Genomic DNA, 22,290 nt, shown 5'->3' with positions numbered 1-22,290 from the left:
GTGAGAAATTCGCCTGGGCGTCCGTTGGAGGCACAGGATCAAAGAGTAGGAGCCCTTACTTCATCCGGCCTCAAAATGCCATGGATAGTTTTGGCGGCTTCGGCCGATCCCCTGCGCCCATCGAAAGACGACTTTCCGTGTACCTAAATACCCAGCACGTACCGCGGACACATCCCACACCGGAAGGGATGGCATTCCTATATGGCTCGGTAGACTGAGGCAACAACGCTCAAAAGGATCCACCGGCCGATGGCCCGAGATTGATCGGGCCATAGACCATGCACAGGTGGCCAGCTCGCGAAAGGTTGCACTACATGTTCACCGGAAGACTGTCTGCAGTGGTGCAGAACGAAACGGAAAACGGCGGCGCTTCTCTGCTGCTCTGGCTGGGGATTGCCGTAGTGGTTTTGGTCTTGATTTATGTGCTTGCCAAAACAGTGAAAGCCAAGGCCGGAGCCGCCACGAAACCCGGTGCCAAATTCCGGCCTTCCCTGACCGCCGAGGACGTCGAGGGCATCAGGTTCAGGCCTCCGCGGCTCAGGGAACGTGGGTACGACGTGGAGCAGGTCAGTGACCTGTTGGACCAAACGGTGCTTGAACTGCGGCGGCTGGCCGACGAGAACCTACGCCTCCAGCAGCAAAAAGCCGATCCCCTAAGCCAGCCAGTCCTGGTGGGCAGCCCGGTGATTACGCCGGATCAGGTAGTGAACCGAAAGTTCCAGACACTGAAAATTCGGCAAGGTGTTTCGCCGGCCGAAGTGGACGATTTCCTGGACCGCGTTGTGCTTGGTCTCCGTCAGTGGAACGCCGAAAATGCGAAGCTCAGGTCTGAGCTTTCAGGCAACACTCTGGGCAACGCTTCCTGATCTGGAAAACGGCCCCAGCCACGGACCGCTTTTCGCCTCCCGGCTTAGCGCCGTCCTTCACCAGAGCGTTTCGTCCTTCGTCGAGCCGCTGACTCGCGGTTTCTTCGGCAGCACTCCGGCATCGACGAACAACGATTCAGCGAATACCCAGTGAAAAACCGGGAACAACAGAACAAAAGGGACACCGAGCCACTAGACACTCATCCGCCCGCCCTTTCCTTGTCGTGCGCGTCCGGCTTTCGAGTAGAGCGCCACATGAAGAACGCACACAGCGAGGCCAGGCCCATAGCAGCACCGCATAGTTTTCGGTTGTGCTCACCCTTCGGCAATGGAACACCGAATACGCGAAGCTCAGGTCCGAGATTTCAGGCAACACTGTGGGGCCTTTTCTCGATCTCTAACTCATGCCCAAATGCCGCAGGTAATGGCAAGGTCCACCAACAGACAGTTCCCCTATCCGCCTGCCTCGGGGAGGCAGGCGGATAGACCTCGGTTGAGTCAGTCGACTTTTTCGTAGGAAGAGACCACCGGCTTCATACCTATGACGTCAAAGAAACCCATCAAGGTGCGCGTCGCTTGGCCCAGTTCGAACTCGAACCTACCTCCCTGCGCCAGCTCGGAAGCCATCTCATCGTTGGCCGCCTGGCCAGATGTATGAATCAAGGTCAACGTCCCGCAGTCCGACGTCCTGATGATTAGCTCCGGCCTCGATCCGACATTACGACCGGCACCACTGTAGGTGCCTCCCTCAGCATCCGTGACAGTGCATTCCATCCGAACCCGGTGGTCGTCGTCATAGGAGTTAATAACGAACGGTCCAACCGTCAGCGCTAGGAAGAGCACCGCAAAGGTGGGCAAAATTCCCCAAAAGGCCAAATTACTCTTCCAAGACCGTGACGGCTTCTTCGGCGGATCCGCTGAGATGTTGCCCTCGGCTTGTGGGTTCAATTCATCCTCCTCTCCTTTACCCAATTAAATCTGTTCCTCCTAGATACTAATTTGGTAACTCATGGTGCTGAACGATGGGCCCACCGGAGCCGTTTAGTCCGCCGCTGATAATGGCCGGAACTAGATCTTCCGAGCTGGGGATGCCCCCTGCATCAATCGTCTCCTCAATCACCGCCTGGGTAACCCCGGCTACGCGACCCACCGCGTCCTCCACTATCGGTGCCCAAGGTGAAGTAGGAGCCACATGAGCGTTGGCCCCTGGCGGCAGGGGCGGAATCGGCAATCTTGCGGTGGCCACTTCAGAGAGCTTGCCGCTGCCGTAGCCGAACCCTGCATTGACTACGAAGCCCACTCCTCCCGCCTGGATATATCCCCCCGCGGTTCTCTCCCCATCGGGGGTGTTGAGTCTGTAGTCAGCAACGCCGGATGTAGCCCCGGAGACTCCCGCTGAGAGCACACCACGCACCGTACTGCTGGTGGCCTTACGGATAGCGGTTTGCACCGCCTGACTTGCCCCCGATGCCGAGGCTGTCCGAGCCGCTGCCACCGCGCCTTTGGTCAGAGCCCCTGCTGCCACACCACCGGCGAGGCCGCCAAGGCCGCCGACCAGAGCGTCTTTGCCGGCCTGGGCCCAGTCCACTGTCCCGTTCTGGGCCTTCGACGTTGCTATCGACATGCCTCCGCTGATCAATGCACCGGATGCGGCACCAATCAGCGCCACGCCCACCGGACCACCAACACCGGTAAACATAAGGGCTACGCCCAGTGCGACGGCAGCACCTGCCGCCACATATTCCCAGTGACTCCCCAGCGACTTCTGGAAGTCCGCCAATTCAGCATCCGTCAGCGGGCTCAGACCCGTTGGGTCGCTGGCGTTCAGCGGGTTGTTGCCCGCATAGGAATAGGGGTTGCCGTCCCATCCGGCGCCGAGCACCGGGGCCAGCGGGTCAGTGGACAGGAAACCGCGGGCAGCCGGGTCATATGCCCGGGCGCCCAGCCACTCGAGCCCCGCGATGTCCAAGCCTCCGTCGGCTGTCAGACCGATCCCGGCCGGCAGTCCGCCTGCCATCCCGGACAACCCCGAGCCACTGCCGGAAACCATTCCCGGCCCCGGGATAACCGAGGCGCCCAGAACAGCCCACGGATCGGCCTGGTCCGTGGCTCGGGCAGCACGCCATCCCGGCGCCAGCCACCCTTCCCCCATTCCGGTAACCCCTCCGGGCAGGGTCAGGACCTGTTCCGAGCCGAACCCGGCCAAGGCCGGTATTGAGCTGGCACTGTCCCACCACACCGGGCAGCCATCCACGGAGGACAGCTCACCCAAGGCGTCCACCCACACCTCATGCCGGCGCGTTTCCGTACCGTCCGGGGTGCGGTCCAGCGCGACCTGCAGGTAACCCGTGGGGCCCCAGGCGTACTCGGTCCATGACCCGTCCGGACCGATGAGCCGGGAACGGCGTCCCAGGCCGTCATGGACGTACTCCGTCCGACTGCCGTCCTGATTCGTGACAGCTGTCAGTTGGCCTGCGGCATCGTAGTTGTAGTTTCGGGGACCGTCTGGGGTCATTTCCCGCACCAACCGCCCACCGGCGTCATATTCCCACTCGAAGACGGACGTTGCAGAACTGCCCGTGGTTGCTGCGGCAACCAGCTGGCCGGCATTGTCATACCCGTATCGGGTGACGGCCCCGGCACGGGTCAGTCCGGTGATCCTGCCGTCCCCGTCCCTACCGATCAGTGTGGTTTCGGAGGGACTGTCGGTCTCTGCCCGGTCGGTGCGGGTGTGCTCCGCGATGTAGCCGTTCCGGTATTCCCATTCCTGGACCAGCTCCCCGGCCGTGGCCCCGGTCAGGCGTCCGGCCGGATCATAGGCGAACACAGCTTCACCCAGGCGGGGGTTGCGCACGGTTGTCACCCGGCCGACGGCGTCCCGAAGGTAGGTGGTAGTGGTTCCGGCAGCGTCGGTGAACGATGTGCGGTTACCATCCGCGTCATAGTTCCAGGACAGCCCCTGCCCACCGCGGGTGCGTGAGACCAGTTGGCCCCGCCGGTTGAAGCCGAGTTCATGCTCCACCGTCAGCCCGTCCGCGCCGGTGTAGTCGGTAACCACCACACGCCGGTTCAACCCGTCACGATGAGCGCTGGCCAGGAGTTTTCCGTTGTAGGACGTGCTCTCTTCCCGCCCGGCAGCGTCATATACCCAGGTGGTGGTGTTGCCGTCAGGGTCGGTCTGGGAGAGCTGGCGCCCGGCCGGATCGTAGGTCGCCGTGGTGACACGTCCCAGCGGATCGCTGACCGACTCGACTTTGTCGGTTTCCGTGTAGGTGCGGGTGGTCACTCCGCCCAGCGGGTCAGTGACCCGGACCAGCCGGCCGCGGAGGTCGTACTCGAACCGGGTCCGACCGCCCACACCGTTAACCGTTTCAACCAGTTCTCCGGCCGCGTTGTACCTGAACCGGCGGGTGCCGTACCAGGAATCCTGGGAGAAGTTCAGCCGTCCCGCCTTGTCATACCCGTAGCGGGCATTGCCCTGACCGGGGGTCAACCGCAGAACCAGCCTGCCGCAGAGGTCGTACTCAAAGGTCTCAGCTTCGCCGGTGGGCAGGATCCGGGCAGCCACCCGCTGGTCCGCGTCGTAGACCAGTTCAGTGACCGCGCCCAGGGGGTCGACGGTCTTCCAGGGACGCCCACAGATGTCGTATTCGTACCGGGTCACCGCTCCGGACGGCGAAGTCACGGAGATGATCTTCCCGGAGACATCACGGCCCAGGCGGGTCAGTCCGCCTTCGCCGTCCACCAGTTCCACCGGGTTGCCGGCGGCGTCGTACGTGACCAGCTTCGCGGAACCGTCTTCGGCTTCCTCCCGGATGGGGCGCCCGTACGCATCAAAGCTGTAGCCGGAAGTAGCGAAGGCGCTGGAGACGCTGGACCTGCCTCCTTTCCGGTCCGTGCGTGCCTCTGCACGGACACCGGTCGGGTCGACGACGGCGGTGAGGTGCCCGATCCTGTCATACTCGCGCACCCAGTCATGGCCATCGGGGTCGGTGACGCCGGTCAGGCGGGACAGGGAGTCGTGCGTAAAGCCCCAGCGGGCACCATCGGGCAGGATCGCCGCGGTCACGTTGCCGAGCTCGTCAAACACCCGCTCGTTGGTCCGGCCCAGCGGGTCGATGGTGCGCACCAGTTCGCCGTTGGCAGCGTACTGCAGCTCGGTCCGGCCCCCGTCGGGGGCGATGGACGCGGTGATCCGACCGGCGGCATCGTGTTCAAAGGTCCAGACTGCGCCGTCGGCGTCCTCGCGCCGGACCAGCAGCCCGGCAGCGTTGTAGGCGAACCGTGTCGCGGCCCCGGACGGCATGACGGATTCCAGCGGGCGGCCGGCCGCATCACGGAGGATCCTTGCGGTCTCTCCGAGTGCGTTGCGCGTGGCAACCAGGTCCCCATACGCGTCGTGCTCAAAGGCGACCGTGACTCCGACCGGATCGGTGATCCTGGTCAGCAGACCGCGCTCCCATGTGAGTTCGGTCCGCCCGCCGAGCGGATCGAGGATCACAGCCGGATCCCGGGTCAGGTCATCGGCGTATTCATAGGTGACAACGGATCCGGATTCGGTCACCAGCGTAGTGATCCGGTCCTGCTCGTCCCACCCGTAGGTCAGGTCCGCGCCTTCAGGAGTCACAGTGCGGATCCGGCGGCCGCGGTCGTCATAGGCGTGCACGGTGACGGACCCGTCACGTTCAGTGAGGGACACGAGATTGCCGTGCCGGTCATACGCCATGGACTGCCGCTGATCGTGTGAATCCAGCACGCCGACCAGGCGGCCCTTGGCATCGGCGATCCAGGAGTTGGACCGCGTACCGTCCTCATCCGAAACCACGGTGACCCGCCCGGGCAGGTAGGCGAAGCGGGTGCGGCGGCCATGCTGGGTCACCTGCAGGATGACGCGGCCCTGCTCGTCGTAGGTGTTTTCCGCTTCCAGCACCCCGGCGGCGGAGTAGACGGCGTCGATCAGGCCGGCCTCGTTCCACCGGTAGCTCCGGGTTCCGGTTTCCGTAGTGACGGTGACGAGCCGGCCGGCGTCGTCGTACCCGTACTCCGCCCACCGACCGTCCGAGGCACGGATTACGGCGGCACGGCCGTTGACGTAATCCACGTCGATAAAGCGGCCGCGCACATGGGACAGACGGGTTACTCGACCCGGAACTCCGGTGTCGTCAGATGAATCCTCCCGGTGCACGGAGATGGTGCGGCCCGGACCGGACCCGGCACCGAGCCAGATCCCGGCCGCGGTGTAGGCCCACCAGGAACCCTCATTATTCTTCACGAGGAGAATCTCTGCGGTGCCTTCGGGCAGGCTCAGTTCCGACCAAGGCCCAGCTGCAGCCGGCTCACGGGTCAGCCAGTAGTTCTCCCCCACCGCCCGAGCCCAGGCCTCCCCTTCGCGGGGGAAATCCACGGCTCGGCCGTCAGCCACTATCCACCGGCAGCCCTCGTCCGAGAGCACCAGCTGCTGGTCCAGGACCGAAGACCAGCCCGGGCCGAAGACGCCGGAAGACTCCTGCGGCGCTAGCGAGTTGTACATTCGGGACAGGACAAGGTTCGAGGAGGCACCGGCACAGGCCAGGTCCGTTTCCGGTTCGATGAAGTTGCCCGTGGCTGTGTTGACCGGGTCATTGGCGTACCCGGTGGTCGGCATCGCACCATAGGCCTTGGGCGGATCAATGGTCAGTCCGTCCCGCGCTATATCAATGCCGGCAGCGGCGAGTGATGCCGCCAGTGCGGCATCCGACACCACCGAGACACCGCCGTTGTTGCCGGCGGACGAGAAGGCACCGGCGACGAGGTCCGCCCAGCGGGCATCGTTCTCATTGGCCCCCAGATAGTCTTGATAGGCGCGTATAACGCCGGAGGCGTCAACAGCTCCCCACATGCACTGCTCTTTAAACTCCTCAAGGAGACGTTCCAGTGTGGTGAGGGCATTCTTCAGCTCATCGTCCAGCCTGCGTGATCCGGCGGCGAAGTTCCACAGGTTTTCGGGACGTGCGGAGGATGTTCCACCGCCATAGCCCCCGCTGCCCGGGGTCGGATCGTTTCTGACACCTACAACGGGTGCCACGGAGGAGAAAGTGGGCCCGGGAAGGGGCTCGGTGTTTGGCGGCTGCTCACCATCCACCCCGCCGTTCCACCAGTCCAGGAATTTCTCCCACCCGTTGCGGTTGCGGTAGTCCCGGACATACTCATTGTTCTCTTTGCGGCGGTTGTTTTCCTGCTCGGCGTAGAAGATCACCTCGCGGACCAGCCCTGCCACCGAACTCAGTGCGCCTGCGAGGTCTCCTGCACTTTTCGCTGCGGTGGCCGCGTTGGTCTCGAACAGCCTCGAAAAGTAACCCTGAAAGTCCGTTTTGCCTTCGGCCACCAGTGCGGTTCTGGAGCCGGACTGCCCGTATATCCTGACTGCCTCGTTATCGAACGCTGTTGCCACTTCCCTGGCCTTGGCGAAGTTGAATGGCCCGCCGCCGTAACCGGCTGGCGACTCAGGCAGCAACTTCATTTCAACAACATCAGAATCCATAATCAGTGCCCCCCACTGAACAAAAACGGAAAATAGAACAACGCATGCAGTTGCCGCCGCCCGGGAAAAACGGCCGGGAAAGGCAGCAGGAAATGAGCGTCCACGAGGGACACCATCAGAAACAGACCCGGGATTTTTCGACCGGGCCGGTGAACCGTGCAATGCCCGGGCAACCAGCCACCGCCGCAGCGGCGCCGGCTACCCGGGCATGTACACGATGAGAATTGCCAGGCGCTTAGGCGCCGCCGCCTGCGGAGAAGATGTTCTCCGAGATCTTCTGCAGCTGTGTGCGAAGCTCTTCGAGTTCCTGGCGGGCCTTATCCAGGGCGGCCTTGGTTTCCGGCCACGTGGATCCCCGGAACTGGGCGGCCAGCGGGCCGTCCCAGGTGTTCGGATCGGACAGGATCTTGCCCTGCGCATCCAATGCCGAGATCTGGTCGGTGAAACCGCCGTTGATGATGGACTGCACCTGGGTGATGGCGGACTTGGCCTGTTCTGTGGACAACACGCGTGACATAAAAATTTCCCCCTATTGAGTCACTGCTTCGACACCGGACAGATAACCGTCGGTGACCGGACGGACGGAACCCTACCAACAACTCATGAACCCGACAAGGAGCTGATAATCCGATTCGGATGTTGCGACGTCGACTGAATAACAAGTAAACAGAGTCAAAATGGTTGTTTTTTAGCAACTAGCCCTTATGATGCTCAAGGCACAGCGAACGGATGAGGGGACGATTCACCATGCCCAGACAAACTAAAACCCACCTGCCGAACCCGCAGCGTAAAACCGCACGGAGTCGCCTGCTGGGCGTGGTCCTTATATCCACGGCGCTGATCGCCACAACCTCGTGCACCCCGGAGGAGGAGCCGGAACCGGTATCCAACCCGGTCAAGCTCCTGCAGAGCGTGCACGTGGGACTGTCTCCGGCAGCCGGGGTCCAGACCATCGAGGGAACCACCATCTCGGTGGCCGCCGACGGCGCGTCCTCCGCGGAAGACACCGAGTACACCGCCGAAGAGGTGGTCGGTGAACTTCCCGTCCGTGTGGGTCTGCAATACCGTGCCGGCGAGAAATCCGGTTCCGACCTCGATGAGCTGCAGGGCCATACCGGCCCGGTGGAGATCAACCTGACGGTGGAGAACCTGACGGTCAAGCCCCAGGTCATTGAATACGACGCCGCGGGCCAGACCCGTTCCGAGACCGCTTTGGTGGGCGCTCCGCTGACCATTGCCGCCTCCACCAAGCTCGACGGCGTGCGGGTGGATGACATCACCCCCGGCTCCGCTGACGGGACGCTGGGCACCAACGGCGTCCTGAGCCGGGCAGACGACGGCGCCGCCGTCGTCCAGTGGGCCACCGTGCTGGCACCGCCGCGTTCCGGCGCAAGCACCACGCTGCGCCTCGTCGCCGACGTCAAGGACTTCCAGGTCCCCGCCATTGACGTGGCCGTCCAGCCCGGCATCAGCACCAACATGAGCGCAGAAGGTGTGCTCGCCGGAGCCTTCTCCTCCGGCGCCGGTTCCGAAATGGAGCTGCAGACCCGCACCATTTCCCTGGTATCGGACGTCAACACCGTGCTGATCAAGGCCGGTGCCACCATCACCGAAGTCCGAAAGAACCTCGAAACCACCTCCCAGACCCTGGGCGTGAAGACCGCCGGCGAGCTCCGGGACAACTCCGAGGCCCTGGCCGGAACCATGTCCGGCCTGAAGAGCCAGCTCACCTCCCTCGGCGCCGATCTGGAAACCGCAACCAAGGGCACCGAATCGGTGACCATGGCCCAGTTGCAGCAGACCGTTGCCGCGGTGGACTCCATGCTCGGCGATACCTCCGCTACGCCTCCGCCCGCGGAAATCAGCGAAGACGGCTGTGCCGCCGTCGTCACGAAACCGGAGCAGGCGGGCACCGTGTACGGCAGCATCCTGACCATGGCCTCCCAGCTGGACGCCTACGCAACGGTCAGCGCGGACTGCCGCGAACTGGTTGTCGCGGACATGCGGACCGCCATCGGGCCGGAGAAGCCGACCGCTGAGGTTTGTGCGGCCGAAGCCGAGAGCGGCGAAAAGGGCGCAGTCTCCATTACCTGCTCGCTGTACGGCTCCAATGCAACAATCTCCGCTGCCCTGATCGGTCTGGTCGAAGACGGAGACGCACTGGTGGAGGAGCTCAACCCGGAGCTTGTCACGGAAGCCATTGCAGAGCAGGAAGCTTCCGCCAAACAACTGGCAAAAGTGAGCGAAGGCCTCACCGCCCTCCAGAACCGGGCGAAGCCGAAGGATGACTACACCGCGGCGCTGAAGGGGGTCAATGACGCCATAGAAGCTGCCAAGGCATCCCTCGAGGCTTCCCGCGAGGCGTCCAAGGCCGCGAAGGACAGCATCGACGGACTACGGGGACAGCTGGAGATTATCGGAGGCACTGCAGAGGACGCCCAGTACGAACTTGGCGTCGGGGCGCCCTGGGATAAGTCAATGACGAAGCAGAACGAAGCACTCGCTGCAGAGATTTGCCGATTGGTGGACAGGAGGAACCCTGAAGACCCCGGCGAGGGCAAGCTCTCCGCCGAGCAGGCCGAGGTGCTGCGTTCCTATCTGACCGCGGTCCCGTGCAATCCCGAGGCTGCTGACGGCACACCGGTCCCGGCCCTGACGCCGCCCGCCGGTTTCTCCAACCCGCTGGACACGCGCCTATCTGAGCAGTCCACGGCCTGGGACAACGTTCTTGCCCAGGTGGACACGGAGAATGCTGACGCAGCAATCAACCAGGCGTTCGCGACCCTGGACGAGTCTTTCGATACGACCAGTGCCAAGCTGGATGCCGTCACCAAGGCGGTCAAGGCTCTCGACGGTACGGCCACCGGACGATACGACGACACCGAGGTTGGACTCAAAACCCTGGAAACGGACCTCGGAGTCGCCATCGACTCCTACACCGGAGTCAGCACCAACCTCGCAGCACTGGAAAAGCAGCAGCGTGAACTCGGGGACAACATCAAGGAAGCCCTGAAGGGCGTCCAGGAAAACACTGCAGAAGCGGTGCGGGAAGCCGTGGACGGCCAGGTGCGCGAAGTCACCGATGTTGGTGACAAGAGCACCGATTCCGTCACCACCGCCTTCAATAACTCCATCTCCGGCCTGAAATCCACGTCGGACCAGGTAGTGGGCGACGCGGGCGACACCGTGGACAAGCAGCGAGGTGAGCTGCAGGAGGAAAGCGGTGCCCTGGCCGGCGCGCTGGCCAAGAGCACCCAGGCATCCCTGGAGCGCATTGCCTCCAGCACCTCGGGCTCCACCCGCGACGTGGAGGGTGCAGACGCACTCCTCTCCTCCAGCCTCAACAAGGTGATGCTGGACCTGGGTGACCGGACCGTGAACGGATCCGGCCTGCTCGGCTCCATGACCACCAGCGCGGCCAAGGCGGATACGGCCGATTACCAGCTGGCCCTGGCCGCACAGAACGCGGAAGGGTATGCCAATATCCGTTCCCGCGACGTCGACGGGCTGTTGCTCCGCCAGGCGCAGTTCAAAGCCGCGCTCACTGCTGTTGACGAACTGCCGGCGTTCCACCTTGAGGTGCCGGCCGGCGCGTCGTCGCAGACCCTGTACACCCTGCGGATCGGCGGCGGCGAATGAGCCCCCGCACCCGCCTTATGACCCTGCTCATCGCAGGGGTGGCAGTTGTTGCCGCTGCTGTGATCGCATTGACGGTCACCTTGAACCGGCCCAAGGAAGTTCCGCAGACCGACCCGGTGGCTGCCACGGTTCCCGTGGCGCTGGACGCTGACGGCCTGGCGAAGGATTTCTCGCTGGGAATTGTCCTGACGTACGGATCCTCCGGCGAACCCGGTTCGGAATACAACGGCGCCGCACAGGGCGCCGTGGTGGCCGCCCACCGTTTCAGCCAGAGTGGCGCCGAGGTGACACTCTCGCCCATGAATGACCGGGGGACGGAAGAAGGCGCCCGCGAAGCCGTGCGCGCCCTCGCCGAAGACGGCGTCTCCGGCATTGTGGTGACCAGTACCGGCCCGCAGGCACTGGCAGCAGCCAAGGCCGCGGAGGAGCTGGGGCTGCCCGCCATCCTGCCATACGCGGAGGCTTCCGATCCCGCGGACTCCACCTGGACCACCAAGGCCTCCGGCGTTGAACTGGAAGAAGCCCTCGCCGCCGCACTGGACGGAAAGTCCCGGATATTGGTGGTCAACGACGGCGGGCCTGTTCCCTCAACGGTCCAGGCGGCTCAGGCCCTGAATCTCCAGGATTTTGAGGACGTTACGGCCCTGGCCCAGGAAGCCGCCATTCAGACCGGCAACCAGCCGCTTCCGCCGGTGGAAGGGGCCCCGGCGGACGCAGAGTCCGTCCGGATCACCAACCCGGCCGACGCCGTCGTTGTTTCTGCCGCCACACCGCAGCGGCTGGCCCGCCTGGTGCAGGCGCTGCAGGCACGGGATGTCTCCGTGCCGCTGGTCCTGCCCAATGGGGCAGATGCACCGGCCTTCGCCGCCGAACTCGCCACACTGGACGGCGCCGCCACCGGTCAGCTGATCACCCTGGCACCGGCCGGAGGCGATGGTTCAGCCCTGCAGCAGGATGCCCAGGGCCGCGGCATGTCCGCCTTCCTCTCCGCCGTGCGCCTGGCCTCCGGGGATACCAAGGTCAGGAACCTGACCGGCGATGCTCCGCTGACGGAGTCCGCGTGGGCGGCCGACACATCCAGCCATGACGCCGTCGTTGCGCTGGTCCGTGCGGCAGCGCAGGCTGAAAGCAACGAACCGGCGGAGGTGGCCGATGCGCTGCGCACCATGTCCTTCGGGCCGGGCGAGGGCCTGGCCGGACCGGCCCTGGACTTCACCAGCCCGCTGGCGCTGACCGTGACGCCGGTCCCCGTCCATGCATCCGCCCAGGATCTGGGCCTGCGCCCGGCGGACGCGAACGCTCCCCGGCTCGTCTGGGTACCCTCCCCGGCAGCCCCCTGATTCCCCGGCCCCGGCCCGTCTAACCGGACGGGGCACCATTCCTCAATGGAAGGAACGCCCCGGTGCGTTTGCTGATCGATCTGGACGAGCGCCGCTTCGAGTGCGAAGTGGCGCACGCCGCCCCGTCCACCACGCTGGCAGACCTCGTGGAGACGGCCGGCGGGCCGCGCCTTGCCCCTGACGAGGCAGTGTTCCTGAACGAGTCCGAGGTCTCCGGTTCCACCCCGGTCTCCGAACTGGTGCTGCTCGAAGGCAGCCGCATCGCCCGCACACCGTGGCCGTCCACACCGCGGGTGCGCGGGTGGAGCGTGACCCTGGCCGGCGGCAAGAGCGCCGGCAGCGTGACCAGTGTCCCGCAGGGCCGGGAAATGCTCATTGGCCGGTCGCCGCACGCGGACCTGACCCTTCCGGCCGAAAGCGCCTCCTGGGACCACTGCCGCCTGCGGCGGGAAGAGGACGGGCTGCGGGTCCTGGACAGCGGGTCCACCAACGGCACCCTGGTCAACGGCGAGCCCGTGGGTGAAGAAGGCATCCTGGTGGAAGACACCGCGACCGTCACCGCCGGCGGCACCGTTCTCCTCCTGCGACGCTCGCTGGACGAAACCCCCGCCCCGGCGCCCGGCAGCCTGCACAACCTCACTCCGGCAGCAACGGCACCGTTTAACCGTCCGCCCCGCCCGGGGCAGGCCCCCGCCGGGGACGCGTTGGTGCCGCCGACCCGCAAGGACGTACCGCCCGCCAGCAAGTTCAGCTACATTACGGTGCTGGCACCGCTGGTGATGGCGGGCGTGATGGTGGCGGTCCTGGGCGATATGCGCTTCGCCATGTTTGCCATGCTGAGCCCCGTCATGGCCGTGGGCATGTGGTTCGAGCAAAAGCGCCGGCACACCCGCGGTTTGAAGGACGAGGACGAACGCTTCACCGGGGCGATTCAGGAATTCGAGCAGCAGATCCGCACGGCTGCCGAGGCGGAGACGGCCCGCCGCCACCGGATGATCCCGGATCCCGCCACGGTGGTGCGCCGCCCCGCACTGCCTGCCACCTCCCTGTGGCAGCGCCGGGCCGACGCGGACGATTTCCTCGCCCTGCATGCCGGCACGGGTGACGTTCCGTGGAAACCCGAGGTGGACCGCGCCGCATCCTCCCGCCTGGACGAAAAGGTCAAGGAATCCCTGGCCGCCGCCCGGCTGCTCGCCGCGCCGGTTCTGGTGGACCTGACCGACGCCGGCGTGGTGGGCATTGTGGGTCCGCGCGAGGGTGCACTCGCCCTCGCGCGGTCGCTGCTGGTCCAGGCCGCGGTGCATGTGGGTCCGGCGGACCTGACCGTGGGCGTCTTCTGCGACGCCGGCCGGGCCGAGGAGTGGGAATGGGCCTCCTGGCTGCCGCATACGCGCCAGGCCGGGAGCAGCAACGGCCAGCGGTGGATGTCCTCCCACCGGGAAACCAGTGTCGCCATGCTGCGGGCGCTCAAGGACACCGTTGAGGAACTGCCCACCCCGGCCCTGCTGGTGGTGCTGGATTCCGAGGTACTCACCGAAGGGCGCGATGCCCCCGCCCGCGCCCTGCTCGGTATGGGCCGCTCCGCGCCCGGAGCGCACGTCAATCCGAAGGACCGGCCGTCGCGGGCCGCCGGGATCGTGATTGCGACGTCGGAGGAACAGCTGCCTGCCTCCTGCACCTCGATCATCAGGGTGGGGGAAGACTCGGCGGCCACACTGGATCAGCCCGAGGACCTCACCCGTGTGGAAGATGTCATCCTGGCCGGGCTCGATCACGAGGAAGCCCTGCGCTGCGCCATGCGCGTGGCGCACTTCGACGATCCGGAACTCAACGTCCCCGGCGCCTCACTGCCGCCCCTCGTCCGGCTGCCCGACCTGCTGGGCTACAGCCAGCCCGACGCCCCGGCCATCCGCCGGCTCTGGGACGCACCCACCGGAATATCCGCTCCCATCGGCACCGGCGAGGACGGGGCCCTGAGCCTGGACCTGGTCAAGGACGGCCCGCACGGGCTCGTCGGCGGCACCACCGGTTCCGGCAAGTCCGAATTCCTGCGCTCATTCGTGGCCGGCCTCGCGGCACGCAATGACCCCACCCGGCTGAACTTCATCCTGATCGACTTCAAGGGCGGTGCAGCGTTCAAGGCGTGTGAACGCCTGCCGCACACCATCGGCACCATTTCCAACCTGGACGAACAGCTCGCGGACCGCGCCCTGCAGGCCCTGGAAGCCGAAATGGAACGCCGGCAGCGGGTATTCGCAGCCGCCGGCGAAGGCATCGACAACCTTCCCGCCTACATGGCCACCAACCCGGCCGAGCCGATGCCCCGGCTGCTGCTGGTGATTGACGAGTTCGCCATGCTGGCCAAGGACTTCCCGGACGTGCTGCAGGCGCTGGTCAGCGTGGGTGCCGTGGGACGTACCCTGGGCGTGCACATGATCCTGGCGACGCAGCGGCCCGCCGGCGTCGTTAATGACGACATCCTGGCCAACACCAACCTGCGCGTGGCCCTGCGGGTGCAGAGCCGTGAAGACTCCAACAACGTCATCGGTGTCCCCGACGCCTCGGCGATCGGCCGGGCCCAGATGGGGCGTGCCTACGTGAAACTGGGCCAGGATGACATCACCCCCGTGCAGACCGCGCTGGTCACCGGACGCGCGCAGATTGGCGGCGGACCCGCGGTGGATGTCCGCGAGATCGGCCCGTTCGGCGTCCCGGTCCCGCCGCCCGCACCGCCGCGCTCCGCCGTCGCGGACGAGAATGATCTGGACCTGCTCATTGACGCCATTGTCGAGGCCAACGCCGACGCCGGGTACGCCCCGCCGCGGCCGGTCTGGCCCGAAGCCCTGGGCGAACGCGTGGAACTCGCGGGCTTCCTCCCCCAGACCGGTAACGATCCGGCCGGCACCGAACCGGGTGCAACCGAACGGGGTGAAACCGAAGGGTCCGACGACGTCGCGCCGGATGGAACGACGACGGCCACCCCCACAGACCCCGCCGTCCCGGCGGTGGGCGGAGTCGAGGGTTCCTCGGTCCTTGTCACCCTGATGGACGAACCGGAGCTGCAGCGCCAGTCCCCCTCCGGGTGGGACATGAATGCCGGAAACCTGATGCTCCTGGGCGTGGCCGGTTCCGGCACCACGACTACCCTCGCTTCCATTGCACTGACCCTGGCCAGCTCCACGGACCCGGCGGATCTGGACCTGATGATCCTGGACATGGGCTCACGGGAGCTCGAAGTGCTCAAGGACCTGCCGCACACCGTGGCCTATGTGGGCACCGGCGCCGGCGCCAAGGAGCAGCAGGCCCGCTTCCTGCGGCACCTGCACACCGAAATGGAGGCCCGCCGCGCGGATCCGAGCAGGAAGAGCCGCACCGTGGTGCTGCTGGACGGCCTGGCGTCTTTGCGTGATGAGTTCCAGGACTATGAAGGCCAACAGCTGCTGGACCTGCTGTACCGGGCGTACGCTGACGGCCCTGCCCTGGGACTGTCCTTCGCCGTCTCCACCACCCGCGCCAAGGCGGTTCCCACCGCCATGAACGAAGTGACGTTGCAGCGCTGGCTTTTCCGCCTCGCGGACACCTACGACTATTCCTCCCTCGGCATCCGCGGCAAAGCGATCCCCGCTCCCCTTCCCGGACGCTGCGTGGATCCGCGGAACACGCTCCAGATGCATGTTGCCACCCCCGCCGTCGGAATAGCAGCGGCAGTGGAACGGGTCCGGCAGATCTGGGGGAACGTGCCCGCGAAGGCTCCGGCCATCCGGCGCCTGCCCTCGGACATCACGCTGGAGGAGCTGGGCGCACGGCCGCAGTTGGAGGGCGAGCCCTGGCTGATCCCGGTAGGTATGCAGGAAGCCGATTTCTCCCCCGCCTTCCTGGAGATTTATGAGGGTGAGCACGCCCTGATTGCCGGTCCGGCCCGCTCCGGAAAGTCCACGCTGCTGCTGGCCCTGGCCGGCGCCCTGCGGGGTGCGGTCACGCCGCAGGGGCCGGCGCAGGTGTGGGGCATCTGTGACCGCCGCTCTCCACTGGCCTCCGCGGACCTGGACCGGGTCGCCGTCGGCACGGACGAAGTGCCTGCCCTGCTGGCTTCCCTCCGGCTCGAGCGCGGACCGGTGTTCCTGCTTATTGACGACGCCGAGCGGTTCGAGGACGCCGATCAGTCCATTGGCGGCGTGGTGGCCTCCGGGCAGGCCGGACTGTGTGTCATCGCGGCGGGACGCTCGGCGGATCTGCGCGGGCTGTACAGTCATTGGACCAAGACAGTGCGCAAATCCCGGCTGGGTGTCCTGCTGCAACCCGATGTAGATTACGACGGCGAGCTGCTGGGCGGCATGCTCCCGCGGAAGGCCCCCGTGGCCATCACCACCGGACGCGGGTACATCGGAATCGGCGGCAGGATGGCGCTGATCCAGTCGATCAGCGCCGGGGTCGGCTCCTAGCCCGCTCCTGCAGCGGGCCGGGGAAATGTGGCGGTGCTTGGGGAAACAGAACATCAGCGTTGGGGAGTAAGGCATGCAATTGGCACAAACGGGCCAGGCCCTGGGAGCGTCCTACCGCTTCGGCGAGCGCGTGGGCTCGGGTGCTGCCGGCGAGGTCTGGACGGTTACGTCCACCGAAGGCCGGACGTTTGCTGCCAAGATCCTGCGCCCCGAACATGCCGATGATCCCTCGCTGGTAGAGCGGTTTGTCCGTGAACGGTCGGTGCTGCTCGGACTCCAGGGGTCCAACATTGTTACCGTGCGTGACATGGTGGTGGAGGGCTCGCGCCTGGCCATCGTGATGGATTACGTGGCCGGCGGCTCCCTGCGCGAAGTAGTGAAAGACGTCGGTCCGCTCCGGCCCGCGGACGCACTTACCGTCGCCGCCGAAGTCTTCGACGCACTGGCGTCCGCCCATTCCAAAGGCATCACTCACCGTGACATCAAGCCGGACAATGTCCTGCTGGACCAGCCCTGGCCCCAGTGGTCCCCGGGCGACGTCCGGGTTTCGGACTTCGGCATTGCCGATGTGGTGGGTGAACGGATCCGCGAGACCACCGGACTGATCGGCACGCCGCAGTACATGCCGCCCGAGCTCATCAGCCGTGGGCGGTCCGGCCCGGCCGGTGACGTGTATTCCACCGGGGTTCTCCTCTACGAGCTCCTTGCCGGCCGCACGCCGTTTGCCGGTCCCGGACCGGACTTCAGCGTCGCCTACCGCCATGTGTCCTCCCGGCCGCCGCGGATCCCGGTGGATGATGAGCTCTGGGCCGTCCTGGACGGGCTGCTGTCCAAGGACCCGGTCGGCAGGCCCACCGCCCCCGAAGCCGCCGCTAAACTCCGCCGCCTCGCGCCCCGCCTGGCGGATCAGGCTCCCCTGCCACGCGGGGAGGCCCCCACCGAGTTCGACGAGATCGAACGCCCCGCCACCCTGGTCCGGGGCGCGTTTTCGGACGCGGACCTCACGGACCTGGCCTCACCTCCGGCGGAGGGCGTCAGCACCGTGGTGCCCGAACTCGGGGAAGCAGGCAATGCCACCATTGCCCGGCCCATGCCGCGCCGCGAGCTCTCCTCCCGTTCCGAGTCCGCCGCAGCCGCGGAACCCGAGGAGACGCCGTTCTGGCGAACCCGCAAGGCACTGCTTCTTGCCGGCACTGCAGTGCTCCTCCTCGTTGCAATGGTGGTTGGGTTCGTGGTCCTCGCGCCTTCCGGAAAGAAAGCCGATACCGCAGTTGCCGCCGAGCGCCTCTCCACGCAGGTGGCAGGAACCGCCATGCCTACCGGCCTGAGCATTTCCCGGAGTGCATCCTTCGAGCCGTCCAGCGGGAAGGTCCGGCTTACGCTCGCCTATGCGGCACAGAAGGCCCCCTTATCCGGTGATTTCCTTGAAGTCATTCCGGGACTGGCCGAAGCTGACGGGTGCCCCGTGGTCACCTGGGAGGGTGCTGCGGTGAGCCGGAACCAGGCCTCCATTACCGGCCTGGACGTGGAGTGCGGCTGGAAACTCTCAGATCTGGAGGTTCCGGCCGGAGGATCAGTGGAGGTTAGCGCCGAAGTGGCGGTGGCACCGGCTGACCAGCAGGCATTCGATCAGTGGCTGCGTGCCGGGGCCGAGGCCACAGCCGCAGCGGCACAGGATCCCGATGTGAAAGGCACCGCGTACCCCGCCCAGCGCCTGATGGGCGTGGAAGTACGCACCCCGGCCCGCGTGGTGACGCCCAGCCCCCTGAAAATCACTCTGCTTCCGGTATGGGCCGGCGGCGCCGACGAGCTTAACCCGCTGTACGTCAGCCCTGCCTCCGGCAGGCCCTCCCAGATGCTCACCGCGGTCACCGGCGGCGAGGAAGGCCTGCGATTCTCCGACGGATGCGGCGGGGCGCTGGCAGTGGACAGTTCCGGACTCACGGTGACGGCCCTGCAGATCACCCCGCAGTGCACGGTGCGGGCCAGCGTCGGCAACTTCACCGAGCTGCAGTCCCCCGCCTTCAGCATCACCTCGCGCGAAAGCTCGGGCGAGTAGGTTCCGCCGGCCGGATGGCGTTCCAGCCGGGGTGCGCCCGCAGGCACAAGGGGCCCGGAGGCCGCCACCTGGCCAGGTTGCGGCCTCCGGGCCCCGTCCCGCTAACTCACGACGCAGCTACTCGCGGTGCAGTTTGTCCTGAACCGTGCCAGCTACCTTTTCCACCACATTGGGAACATCGGTGGTGCCGTAGTAGCGCGCATCGGGGCGGGTGACATCCGGCATGGGCGCCGTCGTCGTCGGGCCCTCGTGGTAGCTGAACTCGCCCTTGCCATCCGGGGTGGGGCCGGAGGCCCAGGAGCCCTCGGACGCGTGCTTGCCGTCGGAGAAGTTCAGGTACTGGTAGGACACTTCACGCTCTTCCTTCTTGATCGGGAAGTTGCTCGGCACCGGCAGGAGCTCGTAGCCCTCTTCCTGCAGTTCCTTCGCAGCTGCGGTCCACTGGTTCTGGTGCATGGTGTCGCGGGCCAGCAGGAAGGAGAGCAGATCCCGCACGCCCTTGTCATCGGTCATGTGGTAGAGCCGCGCCACGGCCAGACGGCCCTGCATCTCGGCGTTGGCGTTGGCCGTGAAGTCGGCCAGCAGGTTGCCGGAAGCGGTCACGTAGCCGGCAGTCCACGGGTTGCCGTTGCTGTCCACGGGACGGGCGCCGGCACCGGCCACAATGGCGTGCTGCACATCCATGCCGCCCACCACGGCTGCGATGGTCGGGTCGGACTGGACGGCGTCGTCCGTAATCCCCAGTGGTGCCTTTTCGAGCAGCTGGGCGATCATGATGGCCAGCATTTCAACGTGGCCCATTTCTTCAGCGGCAATGCCGTAGAGAAGATCCCGGTACTTGCCGGGAAGGTGTGAATTCCAGGACTGGAAGCCGTACTGCATGGCTACGGTGATTTCCCCGTACTGGCCGCCGAGCACTTCCTGGAGTTTGCGTGCGTAGACGGCATCCGGCTTATCCGGTGTGGCCTTGAACTGAAGTTCCTGCTTATGGAAGAACACTATTCACCTCCGCAAATCTGGCCCGCATCGGATTAGGACGCCAGACGTGGCGACCAGCAGGCCGATGACAGAAAACTAGCCCAACCCATAGGTACTAAGCAAACTTACTAAAGCCCATCCGGCCATCTCCGCATCGACCGCTGGCCTTTGTAGGATGAAGCACATGGACAACAACGGATCACAGCCCACCCTTGCCCAGCTGCGCAACCGCCAGACGGAGCTGGTCCTGGCCCTGGCCAACGAGACCCGCACGGACCGGCTGCAGCAGTACAGCGACGAACTGGAGTTCCTGGTCAAGCACATTCAGGAACGCGAAGAGGCAGAGGCGGCGGGCGCCCCTGCCCCTTCAGCTGGACCGGACCGGGAGCAGGCACAGGGTGCCGGCGTTGAACAGCGCGAAGACGGGGTGGTCATCGAGCCGGGCTCCGATCTGGAAGCCGACGTCGACGCCGACGGCCGCTAGGCGGGGCGAGCCCGCCTGGGCGTCAGTCTTCCCAGAAGCGCCGGACGTCGTCGGCAATCTCTTTCGCCTGCCGCCGGCCGGCAGCCAGGGACGGTTTGCGGGTGGAGTCCAGGAGCATGTTGGTGCCGAAAGCCTGCAGCGCCTGGGCATCGGCCTCGATGAGGAATGATTTGCCATCTTTGCTAATGGTTTTCAGTGCCTGCGGCAGGGTGGGGCCAAACGGGCTCTGCGGTGCCTCCAACCCGCAGGAAATCACCAGGACTTTGTGGTGTCCGGCGGCGACGTCCGCATTGGTCCCCGAGCGCATGCCGCCATCCATGTAGACCCGGCCGTTGATGTGCACCGGTGGCCACACCGTGGGAACCGTACAGCTGGCGGTGACGGCCAGCCCCAGGTCTACGCCGGACCCTGAATCGAACACCGTGAAGCTGCCGTCCTCGGCGTCAACGGCGGTGATACCAAGGGCTTTTTCCGGCCAGGCCGGGTACGGAACCAGCATCCTGATGCTGTTCACCCAGGCCTCCTCGGTCAGCTGGGTGTCGGCCTTCAAGGCCAACCGGCCCAGCCGTGCACGGGCGGCCTTTTCCCCGCCGCCGCCCTGCCCGGCGGCGGCCATGATGTTCATAAACCGCTCACCGTCGAACGAGTCGGGCTCCCGGTAGTCCTCGGCGCCGGCCCCGTCCTCAGCGGTTTCCTGCGCGGCCACGGCGGCCGGCACCTGCCCGAACCGCAGGGCGGTGCCCACCACGGACCCCGCCGAGGTTCCCACCACCAGATCCGCCTCGTTCAGGTCCACCCCCAGATCCAGCAGTTCCGCCAGCAGTCCTATTTCCCAGGCGATGCCGGCAACTCCGCCGCCACCCAGTACCACCGCACGCGTTGAACGCATGGTCATTCCTCCTTGGCTTCCGCCGTCGAAGACAGGCCGGAGTTCCCCGGCCCTTCCTTGTTGGGCAGTGTAAGCCCCTTCACCGCCGGGCGGGACATACCGGCGGTCGGTTCCTCCGGTTACCTCCGGAGCGGGGTTCCGGGCTTCAATGGACCTATGGCATTAAGAGTTCTGATGGTGGGCCGCAAGCACGAGGACTGGGTGGTTGACGGTATTCGGCGGTACGAAAAGCGGCTGAAGAAGCCCTTCGACCTGACCTGGGTTCCCATTCCGCATTCGGCCCGCGAGGGGGATGCTGCCCGCAAGGAGGAATCCGAGCGGCTGCTGGCCAAGGCGGGCTCCGACTATGTGATCCTGCTGGATGAGCGCGGCAAGGCCATCACTTCCCCTGCCCTGGCCAAGACACTGCAGAAACCGCTGGACTCGTCCCGCAACGTCACGCTGATCATCGGCGGAGCATACGGTGTGGATCAGAGCGTGCATGACCGGGCGGACTTTGTCTGGTCCCTCTCCCCCCTGGTTTTCCCGCACCAGCTGGTCCGGCTGATCCTGGCCGAGCAGGTTTACCGGGCGCAGGAAATTGCCGGCGGCCGCCCCTATCACCACGAATAGGCACGCCTCACATCCGGCCGGACCGGGCAGCGGACCGGGGTAAACTGGGGGCAGTTTTTTTAGCAGTCCGGCTGGCCCTGCGCCGCAGCCGGCAGGAGCGGAAAGGGAGCCATGCCCCAGCGCACTGACCCCTTCCGGCTGCTGCGTGCCGCAGCCGCCACCGCAGTAATCCTGGCCCTGGCCGTGGGTGCACACACGGCAGCGGGCGGAACGCTTCCCGCGCCCGTCCTGCTGTTCGCCCTCGGCGCTTTTACGCTCGCCGGCGTCACAGCCACGGCGGGGCGCAGGTTCCGCCCGGGGCGCCTGTTCCTGGTGCTCGGTGCCGCCCAGCTTGGCCTGCACCAGGCCTTCGCACTGCTCACGCCGGCCAATCCCGTCTCCTGCACTCCCGGGCCCGGGCACGGCGGCCACCATGGCGCGGTGCTGGACTGCCTACCGGCGGCCGTACCTGCTGCGGCAGG

General features: G+C 66.0%; 12 protein-coding genes and 1 pseudogene. 8 read left to right on the top strand and 5 right to left on the bottom strand.

Going from position 1 to position 22,290, the window contains the following annotated elements:
- Nucleotides 1–338: 338 nt before the first annotated feature.
- Nucleotides 339–866, top strand: a complete 528-nt coding sequence (locus tag AC5RVB_RS15545; RefSeq protein ID WP_227929367.1) for a DivIVA domain-containing protein — start codon at nt 339–341, stop codon at nt 864–866.
- Between the two features lie 498 nt (nt 867–1,364).
- On the opposite strand, the gene AC5RVB_RS15540 is transcribed toward AC5RVB_RS15545, so the two are convergent.
- The 3 genes from AC5RVB_RS15540 to AC5RVB_RS15530 form a co-directional block, all read right to left on the bottom strand.
- The gene (locus AC5RVB_RS15540; RefSeq protein ID WP_227905000.1) at nt 1,365–1,838 is read right to left on the bottom strand and encodes a hypothetical protein; all 474 of its coding nucleotides are present in this window, start codon (nt 1,836–1,838) and stop codon (nt 1,365–1,367) included.
- Between the two features lie 22 nt (nt 1,839–1,860).
- A complete protein-coding gene (locus tag AC5RVB_RS15535; RefSeq protein WP_494143087.1) occupies nt 1,861–7,386 on the bottom strand; it encodes a DUF6531 domain-containing protein in 5,526 nt (1,841 codons plus the stop codon).
- Between the two features lie 235 nt (nt 7,387–7,621).
- A complete protein-coding gene (locus tag AC5RVB_RS15530; RefSeq protein ID WP_227904994.1) occupies nt 7,622–7,903 on the bottom strand; it encodes a pyrophosphorylase in 282 nt (93 codons plus the stop codon).
- A gap of 230 nt (nt 7,904–8,133) precedes the next feature.
- On the opposite strand from AC5RVB_RS15530, the gene AC5RVB_RS15525 reads away from it, so the two are divergent.
- The 4 genes from AC5RVB_RS15525 (at nt 8,134) to AC5RVB_RS15510 (ending at nt 18,866) form a co-directional block, all read left to right on the top strand.
- Entirely contained in the window at nt 8,134–11,025 is a 2,892-nt protein-coding gene (locus tag AC5RVB_RS15525) for a hypothetical protein (protein ID WP_494143086.1), read from the top strand.
- On the top strand, nt 11,022–12,365 hold the full coding sequence (locus AC5RVB_RS15520) for a hypothetical protein (protein ID WP_494143085.1): 1,344 nt from the start codon (nt 11,022–11,024) through the stop codon (nt 12,363–12,365). The genes AC5RVB_RS15525 and AC5RVB_RS15520 overlap by 4 nt, the downstream gene beginning before the upstream one ends.
- Nucleotides 12,366–12,427: 62 nt before the next feature.
- Complete coding sequence (locus tag AC5RVB_RS15515) at nt 12,428–16,807, top strand: type VII secretion EssC family protein (RefSeq protein WP_494143084.1); 4,380 nt, start codon at nt 12,428–12,430, stop codon at nt 16,805–16,807.
- Nucleotides 16,808–16,880: 73 nt separating this feature from the next.
- On the top strand, nt 16,881–18,866 hold the full coding sequence (locus tag AC5RVB_RS15510; protein ID WP_227904976.1) for a serine/threonine-protein kinase: 1,986 nt from the start codon (nt 16,881–16,883) through the stop codon (nt 18,864–18,866).
- Between the two features lie 117 nt (nt 18,867–18,983).
- Here the strand turns inward: AC5RVB_RS15510 and AC5RVB_RS15505 are convergent, their stop codons facing one another.
- On the bottom strand, nt 18,984–19,865 hold the full coding sequence (locus AC5RVB_RS15505; RefSeq protein WP_227929361.1) for a manganese catalase: 882 nt from the start codon (nt 19,863–19,865) through the stop codon (nt 18,984–18,986).
- 163 nt (nt 19,866–20,028) lie between these two features.
- On the opposite strand from AC5RVB_RS15505, the gene AC5RVB_RS15500 reads away from it, so the two are divergent.
- The gene (locus tag AC5RVB_RS15500) at nt 20,029–20,328 is read left to right on the top strand and encodes a hypothetical protein (RefSeq protein WP_227904971.1); all 300 of its coding nucleotides are present in this window, start codon (nt 20,029–20,031) and stop codon (nt 20,326–20,328) included.
- 22 nt (nt 20,329–20,350) lie between these two features.
- On the opposite strand, the gene AC5RVB_RS15495 is transcribed toward AC5RVB_RS15500, so the two are convergent.
- Entirely contained in the window at nt 20,351–21,217 is an 867-nt protein-coding gene (locus AC5RVB_RS15495; RefSeq protein WP_494143083.1) for a patatin-like phospholipase family protein, read from the bottom strand.
- A 156-nt stretch (nt 21,218–21,373) separates the two neighbouring features.
- On the opposite strand from AC5RVB_RS15495, the gene AC5RVB_RS15490 reads away from it, so the two are divergent.
- Both AC5RVB_RS15490 and AC5RVB_RS15485 read left to right on the top strand, forming a co-directional pair.
- Nucleotides 21,374–21,829: a 23S rRNA (pseudouridine(1915)-N(3))-methyltransferase RlmH gene (locus AC5RVB_RS15490; RefSeq protein WP_227904966.1), complete on the top strand. Its 456-nt coding sequence runs from the start codon at nt 21,374–21,376 to the stop codon at nt 21,827–21,829.
- A gap of 111 nt (nt 21,830–21,940) precedes the next feature.
- Nucleotides 21,941–22,290 (top strand): annotated as a pseudogene (locus AC5RVB_RS15485) (hypothetical protein); the annotation flags it as partial.

Source organism: Arthrobacter sp. Y3225209 (genome assembly GCF_059090685.1).
This window is presented reverse-complemented; position numbering and strand designations above follow the sequence as displayed.

Coding starts and splice junctions, on each gene's coding strand:
- AC5RVB_RS15535 (WP_494143087.1), bottom strand. CDS start 7,386: ATGGATTCTGATGTTGTTGAAATGAAGTTGCTGCCTGAGTCGCCAGCC.
- AC5RVB_RS15530 (WP_227904994.1), bottom strand. CDS start 7,903: ATGTCACGCGTGTTGTCCACAGAACAGGCCAAGTCCGCCATCACCCAG.
- AC5RVB_RS15525 (WP_494143086.1), top strand. CDS start 8,134: ATGCCCAGACAAACTAAAACCCACCTGCCGAACCCGCAGCGTAAAACC.
- AC5RVB_RS15520 (WP_494143085.1), top strand. CDS start 11,022: ATGAGCCCCCGCACCCGCCTTATGACCCTGCTCATCGCAGGGGTGGCA.
- AC5RVB_RS15510 (WP_227904976.1), top strand. CDS start 16,881: ATGCAATTGGCACAAACGGGCCAGGCCCTGGGAGCGTCCTACCGCTTC.
- AC5RVB_RS15500 (WP_227904971.1), top strand. CDS start 20,029: ATGGACAACAACGGATCACAGCCCACCCTTGCCCAGCTGCGCAACCGC.
- AC5RVB_RS15495 (WP_494143083.1), bottom strand. CDS start 21,217: ATGCGTTCAACGCGTGCGGTGGTACTGGGTGGCGGCGGAGTTGCCGGC.
- AC5RVB_RS15490 (WP_227904966.1), top strand. CDS start 21,374: ATGGCATTAAGAGTTCTGATGGTGGGCCGCAAGCACGAGGACTGGGTG.